This window comes from Acidovorax sp. K2F (assembly GCF_025246485.1).
Classification (GTDB): Bacteria; Pseudomonadota; Gammaproteobacteria; order Burkholderiales; family Burkholderiaceae_C; genus Acidovorax; species Acidovorax delafieldii.
In genome coordinates, this window is record NZ_JAOBSQ010000034.1 from 57,249 (window position 1) to 71,450 (window position 14,202).

The 14,202-nt window shown below is 65.2% G+C and carries 13 protein-coding genes and 1 riboswitch; of the genes, 7 read left to right on the forward strand and 6 right to left on the reverse strand.

Annotated elements, in window-relative coordinates; all coding sequences use genetic code 11:
- Nucleotide 1 precedes the first annotated feature (1 nt).
- The 6 genes from N4G42_RS12080 to N4G42_RS12105 all read left to right on the forward strand — a co-directional run bounded on the left by N4G42_RS12080 (nt 2) and on the right by N4G42_RS12105 (nt 5,437).
- Nucleotides 2-895: a phytanoyl-CoA dioxygenase family protein gene (locus N4G42_RS12080; RefSeq protein ID WP_260667335.1), complete on the forward strand. Its 894-nt coding sequence runs from the start codon at nt 2-4 to the stop codon at nt 893-895.
- Nucleotides 892-1,521: a HutD family protein gene (locus N4G42_RS12085; RefSeq protein WP_260667336.1), complete on the forward strand. Its 630-nt coding sequence runs from the start codon at nt 892-894 to the stop codon at nt 1,519-1,521. Before N4G42_RS12080 ends, N4G42_RS12085 begins: the two co-directional genes overlap by 4 nt.
- Before the next feature lie 72 nt (nt 1,522-1,593).
- The gene (gene hutI, locus N4G42_RS12090) at nt 1,594-2,880 is read left to right on the forward strand and encodes an imidazolonepropionase (protein ID WP_260667337.1); all 1,287 of its coding nucleotides are present in this window, start codon (nt 1,594-1,596) and stop codon (nt 2,878-2,880) included.
- Nucleotides 2,877-4,259, forward strand: coding sequence for a formimidoylglutamate deiminase (locus N4G42_RS12095; RefSeq protein ID WP_260667338.1), 1,383 nt, complete (start codon nt 2,877-2,879; stop codon nt 4,257-4,259). The genes hutI and N4G42_RS12095 overlap by 4 nt, the downstream gene beginning before the upstream one ends.
- Before the next feature lie 34 nt (nt 4,260-4,293).
- Nucleotides 4,294-5,109, forward strand: coding sequence for an N-formylglutamate deformylase (hutG, locus tag N4G42_RS12100; RefSeq protein ID WP_056063581.1), 816 nt, complete (start codon nt 4,294-4,296; stop codon nt 5,107-5,109).
- A gap of 118 nt (nt 5,110-5,227) precedes the next feature.
- Nucleotides 5,228-5,437 (forward strand): hypothetical protein, encoded by a 210-nt coding sequence (locus N4G42_RS12105; RefSeq protein ID WP_260667339.1) that lies wholly within the window; start codon nt 5,228-5,230, stop codon nt 5,435-5,437.
- A gap of 45 nt (nt 5,438-5,482) precedes the next feature.
- On the opposite strand, the gene asd is transcribed toward N4G42_RS12105, so the two are convergent.
- Nucleotides 5,483-6,334, reverse strand: a complete 852-nt coding sequence (gene asd, locus N4G42_RS12110; RefSeq protein ID WP_260667340.1) for an archaetidylserine decarboxylase — start codon at nt 6,332-6,334, stop codon at nt 5,483-5,485.
- 179 nt (nt 6,335-6,513) lie between these two features.
- A riboswitch (cyclic di-GMP riboswitch) is annotated at nt 6,514-6,603 on the forward strand.
- A 248-nt stretch (nt 6,604-6,851) separates the two neighbouring features.
- On the opposite strand from asd, the gene N4G42_RS12115 reads away from it, so the two are divergent.
- On the forward strand, nt 6,852-9,095 hold the full coding sequence (locus N4G42_RS12115; RefSeq protein ID WP_313771909.1) for a S53 family peptidase: 2,244 nt from the start codon (nt 6,852-6,854) through the stop codon (nt 9,093-9,095).
- Nucleotides 9,096-9,160: 65 nt separating this feature from the next.
- Here N4G42_RS12115 and N4G42_RS12120 read toward each other — a convergent pair whose 3' ends face one another.
- From N4G42_RS12120 to N4G42_RS12140, 5 genes are all read right to left on the reverse strand, one after another.
- A complete protein-coding gene (locus N4G42_RS12120; protein WP_015014408.1) occupies nt 9,161-9,874 on the reverse strand; it encodes an ABC transporter ATP-binding protein in 714 nt (237 codons plus the stop codon).
- A 1-nt stretch (nt 9,875) separates the two neighbouring features.
- Entirely contained in the window at nt 9,876-10,649 is a 774-nt protein-coding gene (locus N4G42_RS12125; protein WP_260667342.1) for an ABC transporter ATP-binding protein, read from the reverse strand.
- A complete protein-coding gene (locus tag N4G42_RS12130) occupies nt 10,642-11,640 on the reverse strand; it encodes a branched-chain amino acid ABC transporter permease (RefSeq protein ID WP_056063564.1) in 999 nt (332 codons plus the stop codon). The genes N4G42_RS12125 and N4G42_RS12130 overlap by 8 nt, the downstream gene beginning before the upstream one ends.
- Before the next feature lie 82 nt (nt 11,641-11,722).
- Nucleotides 11,723-12,586 (reverse strand): branched-chain amino acid ABC transporter permease, encoded by an 864-nt coding sequence (locus tag N4G42_RS12135; protein ID WP_015014405.1) that lies wholly within the window; start codon nt 12,584-12,586, stop codon nt 11,723-11,725.
- A 213-nt stretch (nt 12,587-12,799) separates the two neighbouring features.
- Nucleotides 12,800-13,987: an ABC transporter substrate-binding protein gene (locus N4G42_RS12140; protein WP_260667343.1), complete on the reverse strand. Its 1,188-nt coding sequence runs from the start codon at nt 13,985-13,987 to the stop codon at nt 12,800-12,802.
- Nucleotides 13,988-14,202 lie beyond the last annotated feature (215 nt).

Sequence of the window (14,202 nt, forward strand, 5' to 3'; positions counted from 1 at the left end):
TATGCACCCGGTTTCACCTGCCAGTGACCTGAGCCAACAACAGCACTTTCAACAGCGCTTGCAGGAGCGCCTGACCGCCGGCGACATCGTGCGGTTTGACCGCGACGGCGCCATCTGCATCAAGCAGCTGCTCACGCCCGAAGAGGTAGCGCTGCTGAGCGACGGCATCGACGCCAACCTGGCCGCGCCCAGCCCGCGCGCCAAAGTGGCCAGCAGGCCGGATGACCCCGGCCGCTTCTTCGAGGACTTCTGCAACTGGCAGGACATTCCGCAGTTTGGCCGCTTTGTGCGCGACACGCCGCTGGCCCTGGCCGCGCAGCGCCTGATGCAGTCACGCACCGTGCGGCTGTACCACGACCATGTGCTGGTGAAGGAGCCTGGCACGCGCCAGAAGACGCCCTGGCACCAGGACCAGCCTTACTACAACATCGAAGGCAGGCAGAACGTGAGCATGTGGATACCGGTAGACCCGGTCTCGCGTGCGGCTACGCTGGAGTTTGTGGCGGGATCGCACCAGGGGCCCTGGCTCATGCCGCGCACCTTCATGGACAACCAGGCCAAGTGGTTCCCTGAAGGCAGCCTGCAGGACCTGCCCAACGTCGAGGCCGACCGCGACGCTTTTCCCATCGTGGGCTGGGAGATCGAGCCGGGCGACGTGGTGTGTTTTCACATGCTCACGCTGCATGCGTCCGGCGGGGTGGAGGGGCCCAACCGGCGCCGCGTGTTCTCGGTGCGGTTCTTGGGCGACGACACGCGCCACGCGCCAAGGCCGTGGAAGACCTCGCCCGAGTTCCCGGGGCTGGCGGACCAGCTGCCCGCTGGGGCCGCCATGGACCACCCGCTGTTCCCGCTGCTGGTGGACGGGAACGGTGTGCCGCAGGGTGAAGGCGCGTGAAGCAGTTTCTGGACTTGGCCTCCACGCCCCCCGTGCCGTGGAAGAACGGCGGCGGCAGCACACGCGAGCTGGCGTGCTGGCCGCCCGGCGCGGGCATGGACAGCTTTGCATGGCGCGTGAGCGTTGCCACCATTGCAAGCCCCGGGCCGTTCTCGGCCTTTGTGGGGGTGGATCGGCAAATCATGTTGCTGGATGGCGATGGCGTACATCTGCAAGGCGCAGAAGGACATTGGCAGCACGCGCTGACGCACCGCTGGGAGCCGTTTGCGTTCTCCGGCGAAGAGCTGGTGGACTGCCGCATGCCGGGCGGTGTTTCCACCGACTTCAACCTGATGCTGCGCCGGGGTGAGTGGACCGGGAACCTGAAGGTGCTGCGCGATGTGCCGCCGCCCGCTGAGGGGGCTGCAGCGGGTCTGTGCATGGTGCTGCAGGGCGCCTGGCGATGCGAGGACTGCGATACCCACCAAGTGCGGATGCTGGCAGTGGGGCAGGGTCTGTGGTGGGTGAACGAAGGGGGCGAAGCAGCGCCGTCGATCACCCCTGTGCGCCGCACCGAAAGCGGTGGGTCTGCCGACGATGCACCCGTGCTGGCCTGGGTGGCCTTGCGTAGGGGCTCTGCACCATAATTTGGGTCAAATGGGCTGCAAGCGCTAGTGGAATATTCTCCATTAGCTATATAAACAATAGCAAATCAATCCATGAACACAGCAGCAGGTAGCAACAAGCAGGGCGTTGTCCCGCCAGCATCTTCCGCACCCAGTGCCGATGGCGTGTGGACCAACCTGCGGCCCGTGGCCGCGTTGTGGGCGACGGATGTGCCGGTGCCTGAGGGCACGCTGGCGTGTGTGGTGGTGCAGGGCGGCGCCGTCCAGTGGGCGGGCCCGCAGGCCCAGGTGCCAGCAGCCTTTGCGGCCTTGCCTCGCATTGACGGCAGGGGCGCCGTCACCACCCCCGGCCTGGTCGATTGCCACACCCACCTGGTGTACGGTGGGCAGCGCGCCAACGAGTTCGCGATGCGGCTGGTGGGTGCGACGTATGAAGAGGTGGCCAGGGCGGGCGGGGGCATCGTGTCGTCGGTGCGCGCCACGCGCGAGGCCAGCGAAGACGAGCTCTTTGCCCTGGCCGCGCCGCGCCTGCAGGCGCTGCTGGATGAGGGCGTGTGTGCCATCGAGATCAAGTCCGGCTACGGTCTGGCGCTGGAGCACGAACGCAAGCAGCTGCGCGTGGCCCGCCGCCTGGGCGAGGCCTTTGGCGTCACGGTGTGCACCACCTTCCTCGGCGCGCATGCACTGCCGCCCGAATACGCTGGGCGCAGCCAAGACTACACCGACCTCGTCTGCAACGACATGCTGCCCGCACTGGCCGCCGAAGGCCTGGTGGATGCTGTGGATGTGTTCTGCGAACGCATCGCCTTCACGCTGGCCGAGACCGAGCAGGTCTTCCAGGCCGCGCGCAAGCTCGGCATCCCCGTCAAGCTGCATGCGGAGCAACTGTCAGACATGGGCGGCTCGGCACTCGCTGCGCGCTACGGTGCGCTGTCGTGTGACCACATCGAGCACCTGTCGGCCGACGGCATCGCTGCGATGAAAGCTGCAGGCACCGTGGCCGTGCTGCTGCCTGGCGCCTACTACACACTGCGCGACACGCACCTGCCGCCCATCGCGGCATTGCGCGCAGCGGGTGTGCCCATGGCCGTCTCCACCGACCACAACCCGGGTACCTCGCCCGCGCTGAGCCTGCTGCTGATGGCCAACATGGCCTGCACGCTGTTCCGTCTGACAGTGCCTGAGGCGCTGGCGGGCATCACCACCCACGCCGCACGCGCGCTCGGCCTGCAAGACACCCACGGCCTCATCGCATCCAGCAGGCCCGCTCACTTTGTGCTGTGGCCGGTGGGCGAGGCGACCGAACTGGCCTACTGGCTGGGCCAAAAGCCTGCCTGCACCATCGTGCGGCAAGGGCGCATTCACGGAGTCATGCCATGACGCAACAACTGTTCGCCGCCGATGCACTGCTGCCCACGGGCTGGGCGCGCAACGTGCTGATCAAATGGGATGGGGCAGGGCGCATCACTGCCGTCGCGCCCAACGCACAGCCAAATGGTGCCGCCATGGCCCCGGGCCCCGTGTTGCCCGGCATGCCCAACTTGCACTCGCACGCTTTCCAGCGCGCGTTTGCGGGCCTGACCGAGTACCGGGGGGAAAGCCAGGACAGCTTCTGGAGCTGGCGCAACCTGATGTACCGCTTTGCGGCACGCATTACCCCAGAGTCGCTGGAGGCCATTGCGACCTGGCTGTACGTGGAGATGCTGGAGGCGGGCTACACCAGCGTGTGCGAGTTCCACTACGTGCACCACGACCAGGACGGCACGCCCTATGCCGATGACGCCACGCTCTCGCTGGCCCTGCTGCGTGCGGCGCAGAATGCGGGCATCGGCATCACGCTGCTGCCGGTGCTGTACCAGACGAGTGGTTTTGGTGCCAAGCCACCGCGTGCGGACCAGGCCCGCTTCATTCGCAGCACGGACAACATGCTCTCATTGCTGGAGCGCCTTGCACCCGCTGCAAGAGCGCAAGCGGCCGTTTTGGGGCTGGCGCCGCACTCGCTGCGCGCGGTGCCGCCCGGCAGTCTGGAGGTTGCGGTGCAGGGCCTCACGGCGCTCAACGCGCAGGCGCCCATTCACATCCACATTGCCGAGCAGACGCAAGAGATTCAGGATTGTGTGGCCTGGAGCGGCCAGCGCCCGGTGCAGTGGCTGCTGGAGAACGCACCCGTGGACGAGCGCTGGTGCCTGGTGCACGCCACGCACATGACCCCGCAGGAGTACCAGGACGCAGCGCGCACGGGCGCCGTGGCAGGCATCTGCCCCACCACCGAGGCCAACCTGGGCGATGGCATCTTCGACATGCCGCTGTGGCTGCAGCACGGCGGGCGCTGGGGCGTGGGCTCGGACAGCCATGCCTGCGTGAATGCGGCCGAGGAATTGCTGATGCTCGAATACGGCCAGCGCCTGTCGCTGCGCCAGCGCAATGTGCTGGCCACCGCTGCGCAACCCGAGGTGGCCACGGCCATGACCTTGCAGGCAGTGCAGGGCGGGGCGCAGGCCGCGGGCCGCGCCATTGGTGGCCTCGCTGTGGGCCAGCAGGCCGACCTGGTGGCGCTGGATTCGCAGCACCTGGCGCTGCGCGATTTGCCTGCGCACAGCATGCTGTCGGCCCACGTGTTTGGCAGCCACCGCACCTCGGCCATCGACAGCGTGTGGGTGGCGGGGCAGCGGCGTATCGCCAGCGGCCGGCACACGCTGCATGACGCAGCGGCCCATGCGTTCGTGGCCGCGCGCTCGGCCACCATTGCACCCGATTGACGCGTCCGATTGAATTCATACCCCTGAGCTTGTGATGACAGATACCTCTCCACCTCCTTTTGTCCTTTACCCCGGCACCGCGCCGCTGTTGGTGTCGATGCCCCATGCGGGCACCTACGTGCCGCCAGCGCTGGCTGCGCGCTTCACCGATGAGGCCCGCCAGGTGCCCGACACCGACTGGCACATGGAGCGCCTCTATGCGTTCGCCAAGGACCTGGGCGCGTCCATCCTCGTGGCCACGCACTCGCGCTATGTGGTCGATCTGAACCGCCCGCCCGATGGGACCAGCCTCTACCCTGGCCAAAGCGTCACCGGCCTGTGCCCGGTCGATACGTTTGACGACACGCCCATCTATGCCCGGGGCGATGTGCCCGATGATGCCGAGGTGGCCGCGCGGCGCGATGCCGTCTGGGCGCCGTACCACGCGCAACTGCGTGCCGAGCTGGACCGCATCCGCGCGCAGCATGGTGTGGCGGTGCTGTGGGACGCACACTCCATCCGCTCGGTGCTGCCGCGCTTCTTTGAAGGCAAGCTGCCCGACCTGAACCTGGGGACGGCCAACGGCGAAAGCTGCGATCCGGCGCTGGCGCAGGAGCTGTTGTCCATCGCCAAAGAGGCCCAGGGCTACACCGCAGTGCTCAACGGTCGCTTCAAGGGCGGCCACATCACGCGCCACTATGGGCAGCCCGCGCAGAACATCCACGCGGTGCAGCTGGAGATGACGCAGTGCAGCTACATGCAAGAAGCCTTGCCGTTTGACTATCTGCCCGATGTGGCGGCAGGCGTGCAGCCGCACCTGCGCCGCATGCTGCAGGCCACGCTGGCCTTTGCGGCAACGCAATCAGTTTGAAATGGGCACCCCGCGGCGGGAGGGATCGGTGCTAGTATGAACTGGTCGGTCCACCATGGACCGCCGTCTGGGCCCGCATTCACGCAAGGGCCCGTTGTAGCGGGAGGAGCCGCACCCCATGGACCCCACCGCTTACTACTACATGCCCCTGTTCAAGCCCGGCGCGTTTGTGCAATGGAACGACCAGCGCGAAACCGTGAGCCATGTGGTGGTGCGCCGCAACTCTCTCATGGTGTATCTGGTGGGGCATGAATCCCCCGTGCACCCTGAAGCGCTGCACCTGGCACCCACCGCCTTCCGGCTCACACGCGCGCCAGACCGTTTGTGAGCGCGGCGCCCCGGCCGAAGGGCTACTGGGCTGATGGGCTGAAGGTCAGCCGCCAGTGCATTGCGCCATCGACTCGCCCAGCTGGATGGGGCGCGTGGGCGACCACTGCGGGTTGAACTGCAGCGGCCCCTGTGGGAACAGCATCACCACAGTGGAGCCGAGCAAGAAGCGGCCCATTTCCTCACCTTGCTGCAGGCTCACATGGCCCTTGGCGTAGTCCCACTGCCGCAGCGTGCCGGTGCGCGGCGGGTTCACCTGCCCATGCCACACGGTGGCCATGCTGCCCACGATGGTGGCGCCCACGAGTACCAGCACGAACGGGCCCTGGGCCGATTCAAAAAAGCACACCACGCGCTCATTGCGGGCGAACAGGCCGGGCACGCCGCGTGCCGTGGTGGGATTGACCGAAAACAGGTCGCCCGGCACATGCACCATGCGCGTGAGCTCGCCCGCGCAAGGCATGTGGATGCGGTGGTAGTCGCGCGGGCTCAGGTACAGCGTGGCGAAGTGGCCGTTGTCAAAACGGGCAGCGGCGGCCGCATCGCCACCCACCAGGGCGGTGGTGGAGTAGGTGTGCCCCTTGGCCTGGAAAACCTGGTCCTTGGCGATGGGGCCAAACTGGCTGATCGCACCGTCCACAGGACAGATCAGGTCGGCTGAGGCCAGCGGGCGGGCGCCGGGCTTGAGCGCCCGCGTGAAGAAGTCATTGAACGACGTGTAGCTAGCAATGTCGGGGTTGGCCGCCTCGGCCATGTTGACGTTGTAGCGGCCCACAAACCAGCGGATCACCGAGGTGGTGAGGCCGCCCAGCCGGGCCGATGCGAACTTGCCCGCCAGGGTGGTCAGTGCGCGTTTGGGAAGAGCGTATTGGGGCAGTACGGCGAGGCGATCGGACAAAACGTTCTTCCTGAGTCGATAGAGCGAATGATTCTAACGACGGGGGGGCTGCTGGCGACCCGGGTTATCAAGGGTGCGTGTGCATGCGGTGGATGGAGTCTGGCCCTCCTGGTAGTCAGGTGATAAATTTGAAATTATTATCAAATTTATTGATTTTTCCGTTTCAAACAATTACATTTGCTCCATCAAGGCACACCCGCACGAAAGTCGGGGTCGCAAAGCCACCGGTCTAACCCCTTTTGAATGGGCATGGCAGCGGGGTTGCCACGGTTCTCCAGGGTGTTTGCTTGGGGGGTGCTCCAGGGCGCGTCGGCAATCCTCACAGGTGTTTGCATCCCAGCTTTCTTCGGTGTGTGCGGTGTGATTCCCGCATGTCATGGAGAACAGAATGCCAACGCAGACTCGCCGTCACCTTTTCACTCGCAAGCCCCAGCATGCTCGCTGGGCGTTGCTCTCTGTCGTTCCGTTGGTTGTCTTGGGGTGCGGCGGATCTGCCGACACGGAAGGACTTAGCGACGTGGCCTCCACCACCACGACGCTACAAGCGTCTGCCGAGATGTTGCCGCCAGAGGTGGAGAGCTTGGGGGCGCAGCCCACGTTCCACATCGCGCCAGTGGTGCTGGAGGCTCCTGACGACATGGACGTGCAGGATGCCAACCAGTCCGCGCGGAGTGCGCCCAAGTCGCAGCCGGTGCCGGAGATGTTCAAGGCATTGTCCACCCGCCGTCTCACACCCTCCAACCTGGAGGAGGTGAAGCAGAAGTCGGCGAATATGACCTGGACGGCGCCCAAGGATGCGCTGGCAGCGCCTCTCGCAGGTACCGGTGTGGTCACCACCTATTCGGTCGCTCAGGTACGCGCGGCCTACGGCTTCGGCGCGTTGCCCGCTGTAGGCTCCAAGCCGTCCGGAGCCCAAGCCACTCAACTGGGGGCAGGGCAGACGGTGTATGTCATTGGAGCGAAGCACAACCCCAACGTGGCAGCCGAACTGGCAGCTTTTAATCAGAAATTCGGGTTGCCCACCTGTGCTGCCAAGGTGTTGCCAGTAACCACTGGGCTGCCCCTGGCCGTCGCCTCCCCTGCAGCGGGTTGCGAATTGTGGGTGGCTTACAGCACAGCATCCGGCGGCATTTCTGGCGTGGCGCCCGCATACGACGCCGGGTGGGCGACGGAAATCGCGTTGGACGTTCAGTGGGTGCATGCGATTGCACCGCTGGCACGTATCGTTCTTGTGGAGGCGCCCGACGCATCGGTGAACAGCTTGCTGGGCGCCGTTCGGCTGGCCAACACCATGGGGCCGGGAGTGGTGTCCATGAGCTTCGGGGCGCAGGAAGGTGCATGGACAGCCTCTGTGGACTCTGCTTTTACTGCCGCGGGAATGACCTATCTGGCGGCGACCGGCGATTCTGGCGCAGGGGTGAACTGGCCTTCAGTTTCTTCCAATGTCATCGCGGTGGGCGGCACAACGTTGACCTATTCCGGCAGCGGGGCGCGCAGTGAGGTGAGCTGGTCGGGCACGGGTGGTGGTACCAGCGGCTTCATCGCCGTGCCGGCGTACCAGAAGTCGTCTGTGCCGGGTACTGGCTCGCTGGTGCGTCGCACGGTGGCTGATGTGGCCATGAATGCCGACCCTGCCACGGGGCAGTACGTGGCGGTGATGCAGCCAGGAAGCAGTGCTGTGCAATGGATCAGTGCAGGCGGTACCAGCCTGGCAGCACCCATGTGGGCCGGACTTGTAGCAGTGGCCAACGCAGGCAGGCAGCAAGCTGCGCGACCAGTGATGGGCGGTGGGCACGCGTTGCTCTATGGGCAGATTGGCGCAGTGGCATCCAACTATGCGAGCAGTTTTTCCGACATTCGCCTGGGCAGCCACGGCGTCTGCGGTACTTGCTCGGCCGGGCCTGGCTATGACCAGTTGACAGGCCTGGGTACCCCCAATGCCAGCGCGCTGGTGGGCTTGCTGGCTGGCGCTGCAGCACCTGCGCCAGCGCCGGTGGTCACATCGACCAGTATCAGCGGCATCGTAGGTGCGGCACTGACCTTCACTGTGTCCGTCAACGCCCCCAACCCCGTGACTCTGAGCCTTGCCGGTGCGCCCACTGGCATGTCGATCAGTGCTGCCGGTGTGGTGTCGTGGCCGGCTCCTGTGGCAGGGGCCTACGCCGTCACCGTTGTGGCAAAGGACACCAAGACGGGGCTCACTGGGCAGGGGGTTTACAACATCAACGTGATCGCTCCGGTGGCCCCGACGATCGAAAGCGCGAGCATTGCAGGCCGCCCTGGTGTCGCCCTGTCTTTCAAGGCGAATGTCAGCGCTCTCAATCCGGTGGCGTATTCCCTTGCAGGGGCTCCATTGGGAATGGTTGTGGCTGCAGATGGCGTGGTGAGCTGGCCCAAACCGGTGGCTGGTACGTACAGCGTGACCTTGACGGCGAAGGACACCAAGACGGGCTTGTCGGGCAAGGGCGTCTTCACGGTCAAGATCGCCACGGCAGGGCCGGTGATCACGGCCTCAGCCATGGTGGGCGTAGCCGGTCAACCGCTGTCCGGCAGCATCAACATTACCTCGCCGGGCGCCACCTCGCTCTCCGTCTCCATCACCGGTGTGCCATTGGGCATGGGCTTTGCTGTGTCCGGAAGCACCATCGTGGCTAACTGGCCCAAGCCGGTGGCTGGCAGCTATCAACTGGTGGTCACAGCCAAAGACTCGGCAGGTTTGTCCGCACAGCTGAATGTGCCGGTGACGATCAACCCGCGCTAGGAGGTCGAGCCGCTACGCGGCCACCGAGCTCCCGTTTTATCCCGGGCTGGCTGTAGCCGGTGCGCTCAAACCCCGAGGTACTGCTCCAGCAGCAGGGGCTGCGCATGCAGTGCGTCCGAGCTGCCGTCAAACACCACCTGGCCCTTGACCAGGATGACGTTGCGGTCGGTGATCTGCGTGACGTGCTTCCAGTTCTTGTCCACGATCACGCTGCTGATGCCGCTGTCCTTGATGAGGCTGCAGATGCGCCAGATCTCGCGTGCGATCAGCGGCGCCAGGCCCTCGGTGGCTTCGTCGAGGATGAGCACGTCGGGGTTGGTCATCAGCGCGCGGCCGATGGTGAGCATCTGCTGTTCGCCACCGCTGAGCTGCTGGCCGCCGTGGCCCAGGCGCTCCTTCAGGCGCGGAAAGGTCTCCAGCACGCGTTCGTAGGTCCAGTCGCGCTGCCCGCGTGTGCCGGCGCGGGCGGCCATCTGCAGGTTCTCGACCACGCTCAGGTTGCCGAAGATGCCCCGGCCCTCGGGCACGTAGGCAATGCCCAGCCGGGCCACTTCGTAGGGAGGCTTGCCAGTCATGTCGCGGCCCGCCACGGCCACGCTGCCCGAGCGGGGCTTGACCAGGCCCATCAGCGACTTGAGCAGGGTGCTCTTGCCCATGCCGTTGCGGCCCATGAGGCCGATGGTCTCGCCCTGGCCCACGGTGAAATCAATGCCATGCAGGATGTGGCTGCTGCCGTAGAAGGTGTGGATGCCCTTGGCATCGATCCATGGAGTGGTCATCTCAGTGGTCCTCCCCCAGGTAGGCGGCCTGCACGGTGGCATCGGCGCGCACCTCCGGCGGTGTGCCATGCGCAATCACCTCGCCGTTGACCATCACCGTCAGGCTGTCGGCCAGCGCAAACACGGCATCCATGTCGTGCTCGACCAGCATCATGGCGTGGGCAGGCTTGAGTCGCAGTAGCAGCTCCACCATGCGTTCGGCCTCGGCCACCCCCATGCCGGCCAGAGGCTCGTCGAGCAGCAGCACCTGCGGCTCGGTGGCCAGGGTCATGGCAATTTCCAGCTGGCGCTGCTCGCCGTGGCTCATGGCACCCGCAATGGCCATGCGCCGGTCTTTGAGACCGGACAGCTCGATAGCGCTTTCAAGACGTGCGCTGGTTGCTCTGTTTTTGATAGTGTCCGAGCGGGTGTCCTGCCACCAGCGCAACGGGTTCCAGGGCTGCTGTGCATCGCGCGACTGGGCCGCCAGGCGCACGTTTTCGTGCACGGTGAGCGGCAGGAAGATGTTGGTCTTCTGGTAGCTGCGGCCCAGGCCCTGGCGCGAGATGCGTTCGGGTGCCCAGCCGGTCACATTGGTGCCGCCCAGCAGCACCTGGCCCGAGGTGGGAGGCAGGTCGCCCGAGAGCAGGTTGGTCAGGGTGGACTTGCCAGCGCCATTGGGACCGATCACCGCATGGATCTTGCCCCGCCAAAGGTCTACCGAGACACCATTGACGGCAGCCAAGCCGCCGAAGCGTTTGGTGACCTTCTGTGCAGACAACAAGACTTCAGCCATGGTGCGATCCCTCCGACGCCTTGGCTGCGCTCCGCTGCGCAAACATGCCCAGCAGCCCGCGCGGTGCGGCCACCACCACCAGCACGATGAAGCCTCCCATCAGAAGCTGCCAGTGTTTGCTGATGTCCTTGAACACGTGCAGCAGGTACTCGAAGGCAAACGCACCCACGATGGCGCCTGCAAAGTTGCCCATGCCGCCCAGGATGACCATCATGATGGCGTGCGCGCTCATGTGAAATCCCATGAGCTCAGGATTCACATAGCCGGTCTGCGCGCCCCACAGGTAACCCGCCAGGCCTGCCAGCGCCCCGGCGATGGTGAAGGCGGTGAGCTTGTAGCCCCGTGTGCCGAAGCCCATGGCGCGCATGCGGTGCTCGTTGATGCGGATGCCCGCCAGCGCGCGGCCCAGCGGGCTCCACAGCAGGCGGCGCAGCAGCACATAAACCAGCACCACCAGCGCCAGCGTGAAGTAGTAGAAGGTCTTGCGGCCCTCCAGATCGAACGGCAGCCAGCCGAACAGCGACGCATCAGGCCGGAAGTTGATGTACAGGCCGTCTGATCCCCCCAGCACCTTGTTGTCGAAGAACAGGTAGAAGACCATCTGCGCAAAGGCCATGGTGACCATGATGAAGTAGATGCCGTGGGTGCGCACCACAAAGAACCCGATCACCAGCGCCACCAGGCCCGACACAGCCACGGCCAGCGGCAGCGACCACCACAGGCTGACCGGCATATCCGCCGGGGTGAGAAACGCGAGAGCGTAGCCTGCTACGCCAAAGTACGCCGCATGGCCCAGTGATACCAGCCCGGTCACGCCCTGCAGCAGATCCAGGCTCATGGCAAAGATGGCCATGATCATCATGCGGGTGACCATTTGTACGTAGAAGTCGCTGCCCACCACGGGGAATAGCAGCAGCGCAGCCAGCCCCAGTGCCAGGGCGAACTGCACGCTGCGCGGCAGCACTTCGATATTGGCGCGGGGGGTGCTCATGAGTTGCCGCCGGGCCGCCCCAAGGCAGCGAAGGCCCCCTCGGGGGGCAGCGAGATACATGAAGTGACGAGCGTGGGGGGAGTCATTGTTTAAACAGGCCTTCAGGTTTCCACAGCAGCACCGCCGCCATCAGCATGTAGACCAGCATGCCCGCTGCCTGCGGCAGCAGCACCTTGCCAAACGTATCGACAAAGCCCACAAGCAGCGCCGCAATCAGCGCTCCCCGCACAGAGCCTATGCCACCAATCACCACCACCACAAAACACATGATGAGGACCGACGAGCCCATGTTCGGGTACACGCTGGATACCGGTGCAGCCACCATGCCCGCGACGGCCGCCAGGCCCACCCCCAACGCGAAGACGATCGCATGGATGAGCTTGATGTTCACGCCCAGCGACTCGGCCATGTCGCGGTTGAAGGCGCCCGCGCGGATCTTCATGCCCAAACGCGTCTTGGAGATCAGCAGGTACAGCGCCACAGCCAGCGCGATGCACACGCCCGATATGAACAGCCGGTAGACCGGGTAGGAGAGGGTGTCGGTGAGCGGGATCGACCAGTCCAGTACCTTGGGGATGGGCACGCCGTGCACATCGTCGCCCCACAGGATGGAGCGCAGTTCTTCAAAGATGTAGATCAGCCCGAAGGTCAGCAACACCTGGTCCAGGTGGTCGCGGTGGTAGAAGTGGCGAAAGAGCAGCCATTCAAGCGCCAGCCCGAAGACCACCGACAGCAGCGCGCCACCCACGATGGCCAACGCCAGGCTGCCGAAATGCCCTGAGAGCGAATACGCGAGGTAAGCACCGAGCATGTAAAAGCTGCCGTGCGCCAGGTTCACCACGCCCATGATCCCGAAGATCAGCGTGAGCCCGGCCGCCAACATGAACAGCAGCAGGCCGTATTGAACGCTGTTGAGCAGCTGGATCAGGAAGGTGGCGAAGTCCATGAATGTGGTGATGTTGGCGGCCTGCCGATGTGGCTGGTAGCCACTGGTGAGAGGGGCTTTGTGCGGGCGATGTACCCGTGGAGTTGGTAACTGGCGCGGCCCTATCGAGGGCAGCCGGGCAAGGGCCGCCCCGCAGCGAGGGCTGCATCCCCCTGCCCGCTGCGCGCAGCGCTGCGAGAACGGGGGGAAGGCGCGCAGCGCCTCAGGGTGGTGTTATCCCATCCTGCAACCGGCGCCGCTGTCGGCCAGCGCCTTGGCGGCTACGCCGATCACCTTGTTTTCCTTGTTCTCGACGCGGCGCAGGTAGATGTCCTGCACGGGGTTGTGCGACTTGCTCATCGTCCACTTGCCGCGTGGGCTGTCGATGACTGCGCTTTCCATCGCCTTGATGACGGCCGGTTTGGCAGAAAGGTCGCCCTTGACCGCGTTGGCGCCCTGCATCAGCAGCAGGCCGGTGTCATAGCCTTGCACGGCATACACGTCGGGCTGGCTGCGAAAGGCCTTGGCGTATTCCAAGCGGAACTGCTTGTTGCGCGGCGTGTCCAGCGAATCGCTGTAGTGCATGGTGGTGATGATGCCGTCGGCCGCGGGGCCGGCAGCGTCCAGCACGCCCTCGGTGAGGAAGCCCGAGCCGTACAGCGGAATCTTGTCCTTGAGGCCGGCCGCCGCATAGTCCTTGATGAACTTGGCCGCGCCGCCACCGGCGAAGAAGCAGGCCACGGCATCAGGCTTGAGGGCCGCAATCTCGGTCAGCAGCGCCTGGAATTCGACGTTGGGGAAGGGCAGGCCCAGCTCCTTGACGATGGTGCCGCCGGCCTTGGTGTAGCTTTCCTTGAAGCCCTCAAACGCCTCGTCACCAGCAGCGTACTTCCAGGTGATCCACACGGCCTTTTTGTGGCCCTTTTCGACCATGGCCTTGCCCAGTGCCAGCGTGGGCTGGGAGTTGCTGAACGAAGTGCGGAATACATTGGGCGCGCACAGCGCGCGGGTGGCGGCGTGCACGCCCGCGTTGGGGATGAGGTTGAGCACACCGGTGTCGCGCGCCACCTTCTGGATGCCCATCTGCACGCCCGAGTGCACGGTGCCAATCAGCACATCGACCTTGTCGCGCTGGACCAGCTTGCTGGCGTTTTCCACGCCCTTGCTGGGCTCGGATTCGTCATCGACCTTGAACCATTCGATCTCGCGGCCGCCGAGCTTGCCTCCCTGCTGGTCGATGGCCAGGCGCACGCCGTTTTCGATGGCCACACCCAACTGGGCAAAGGTGCCGGTGTAGGGCAACATGAACCCCACGCGCACCTTGCCGCTTTGAGCACGCACGATGGAGGGCAGCAGCAGGCCCGTGGATGCTGCGCCAACGAGGGCGGCACTGCGGCTGATGACGAGGCGGCGGGTGGTCATGGGGCTTGTCTCCTTTGTTTAGGCTTAAAGTAATTTACTGCAAGCGTTCGGTGGTGAATACCTATGGGTTACCCGTACCGGTGCTGGCGTGGGGTTCCGCGTGCATGCGGCGTGGCTTCCATGGTTTCTCTGTCTTCGCTGCTTGAGGCCCGACGGATCCAGGCGACATGGCTGCGAACGTTGATGGCTGCCGCAGCCAGGGGGTAAATTTGAAA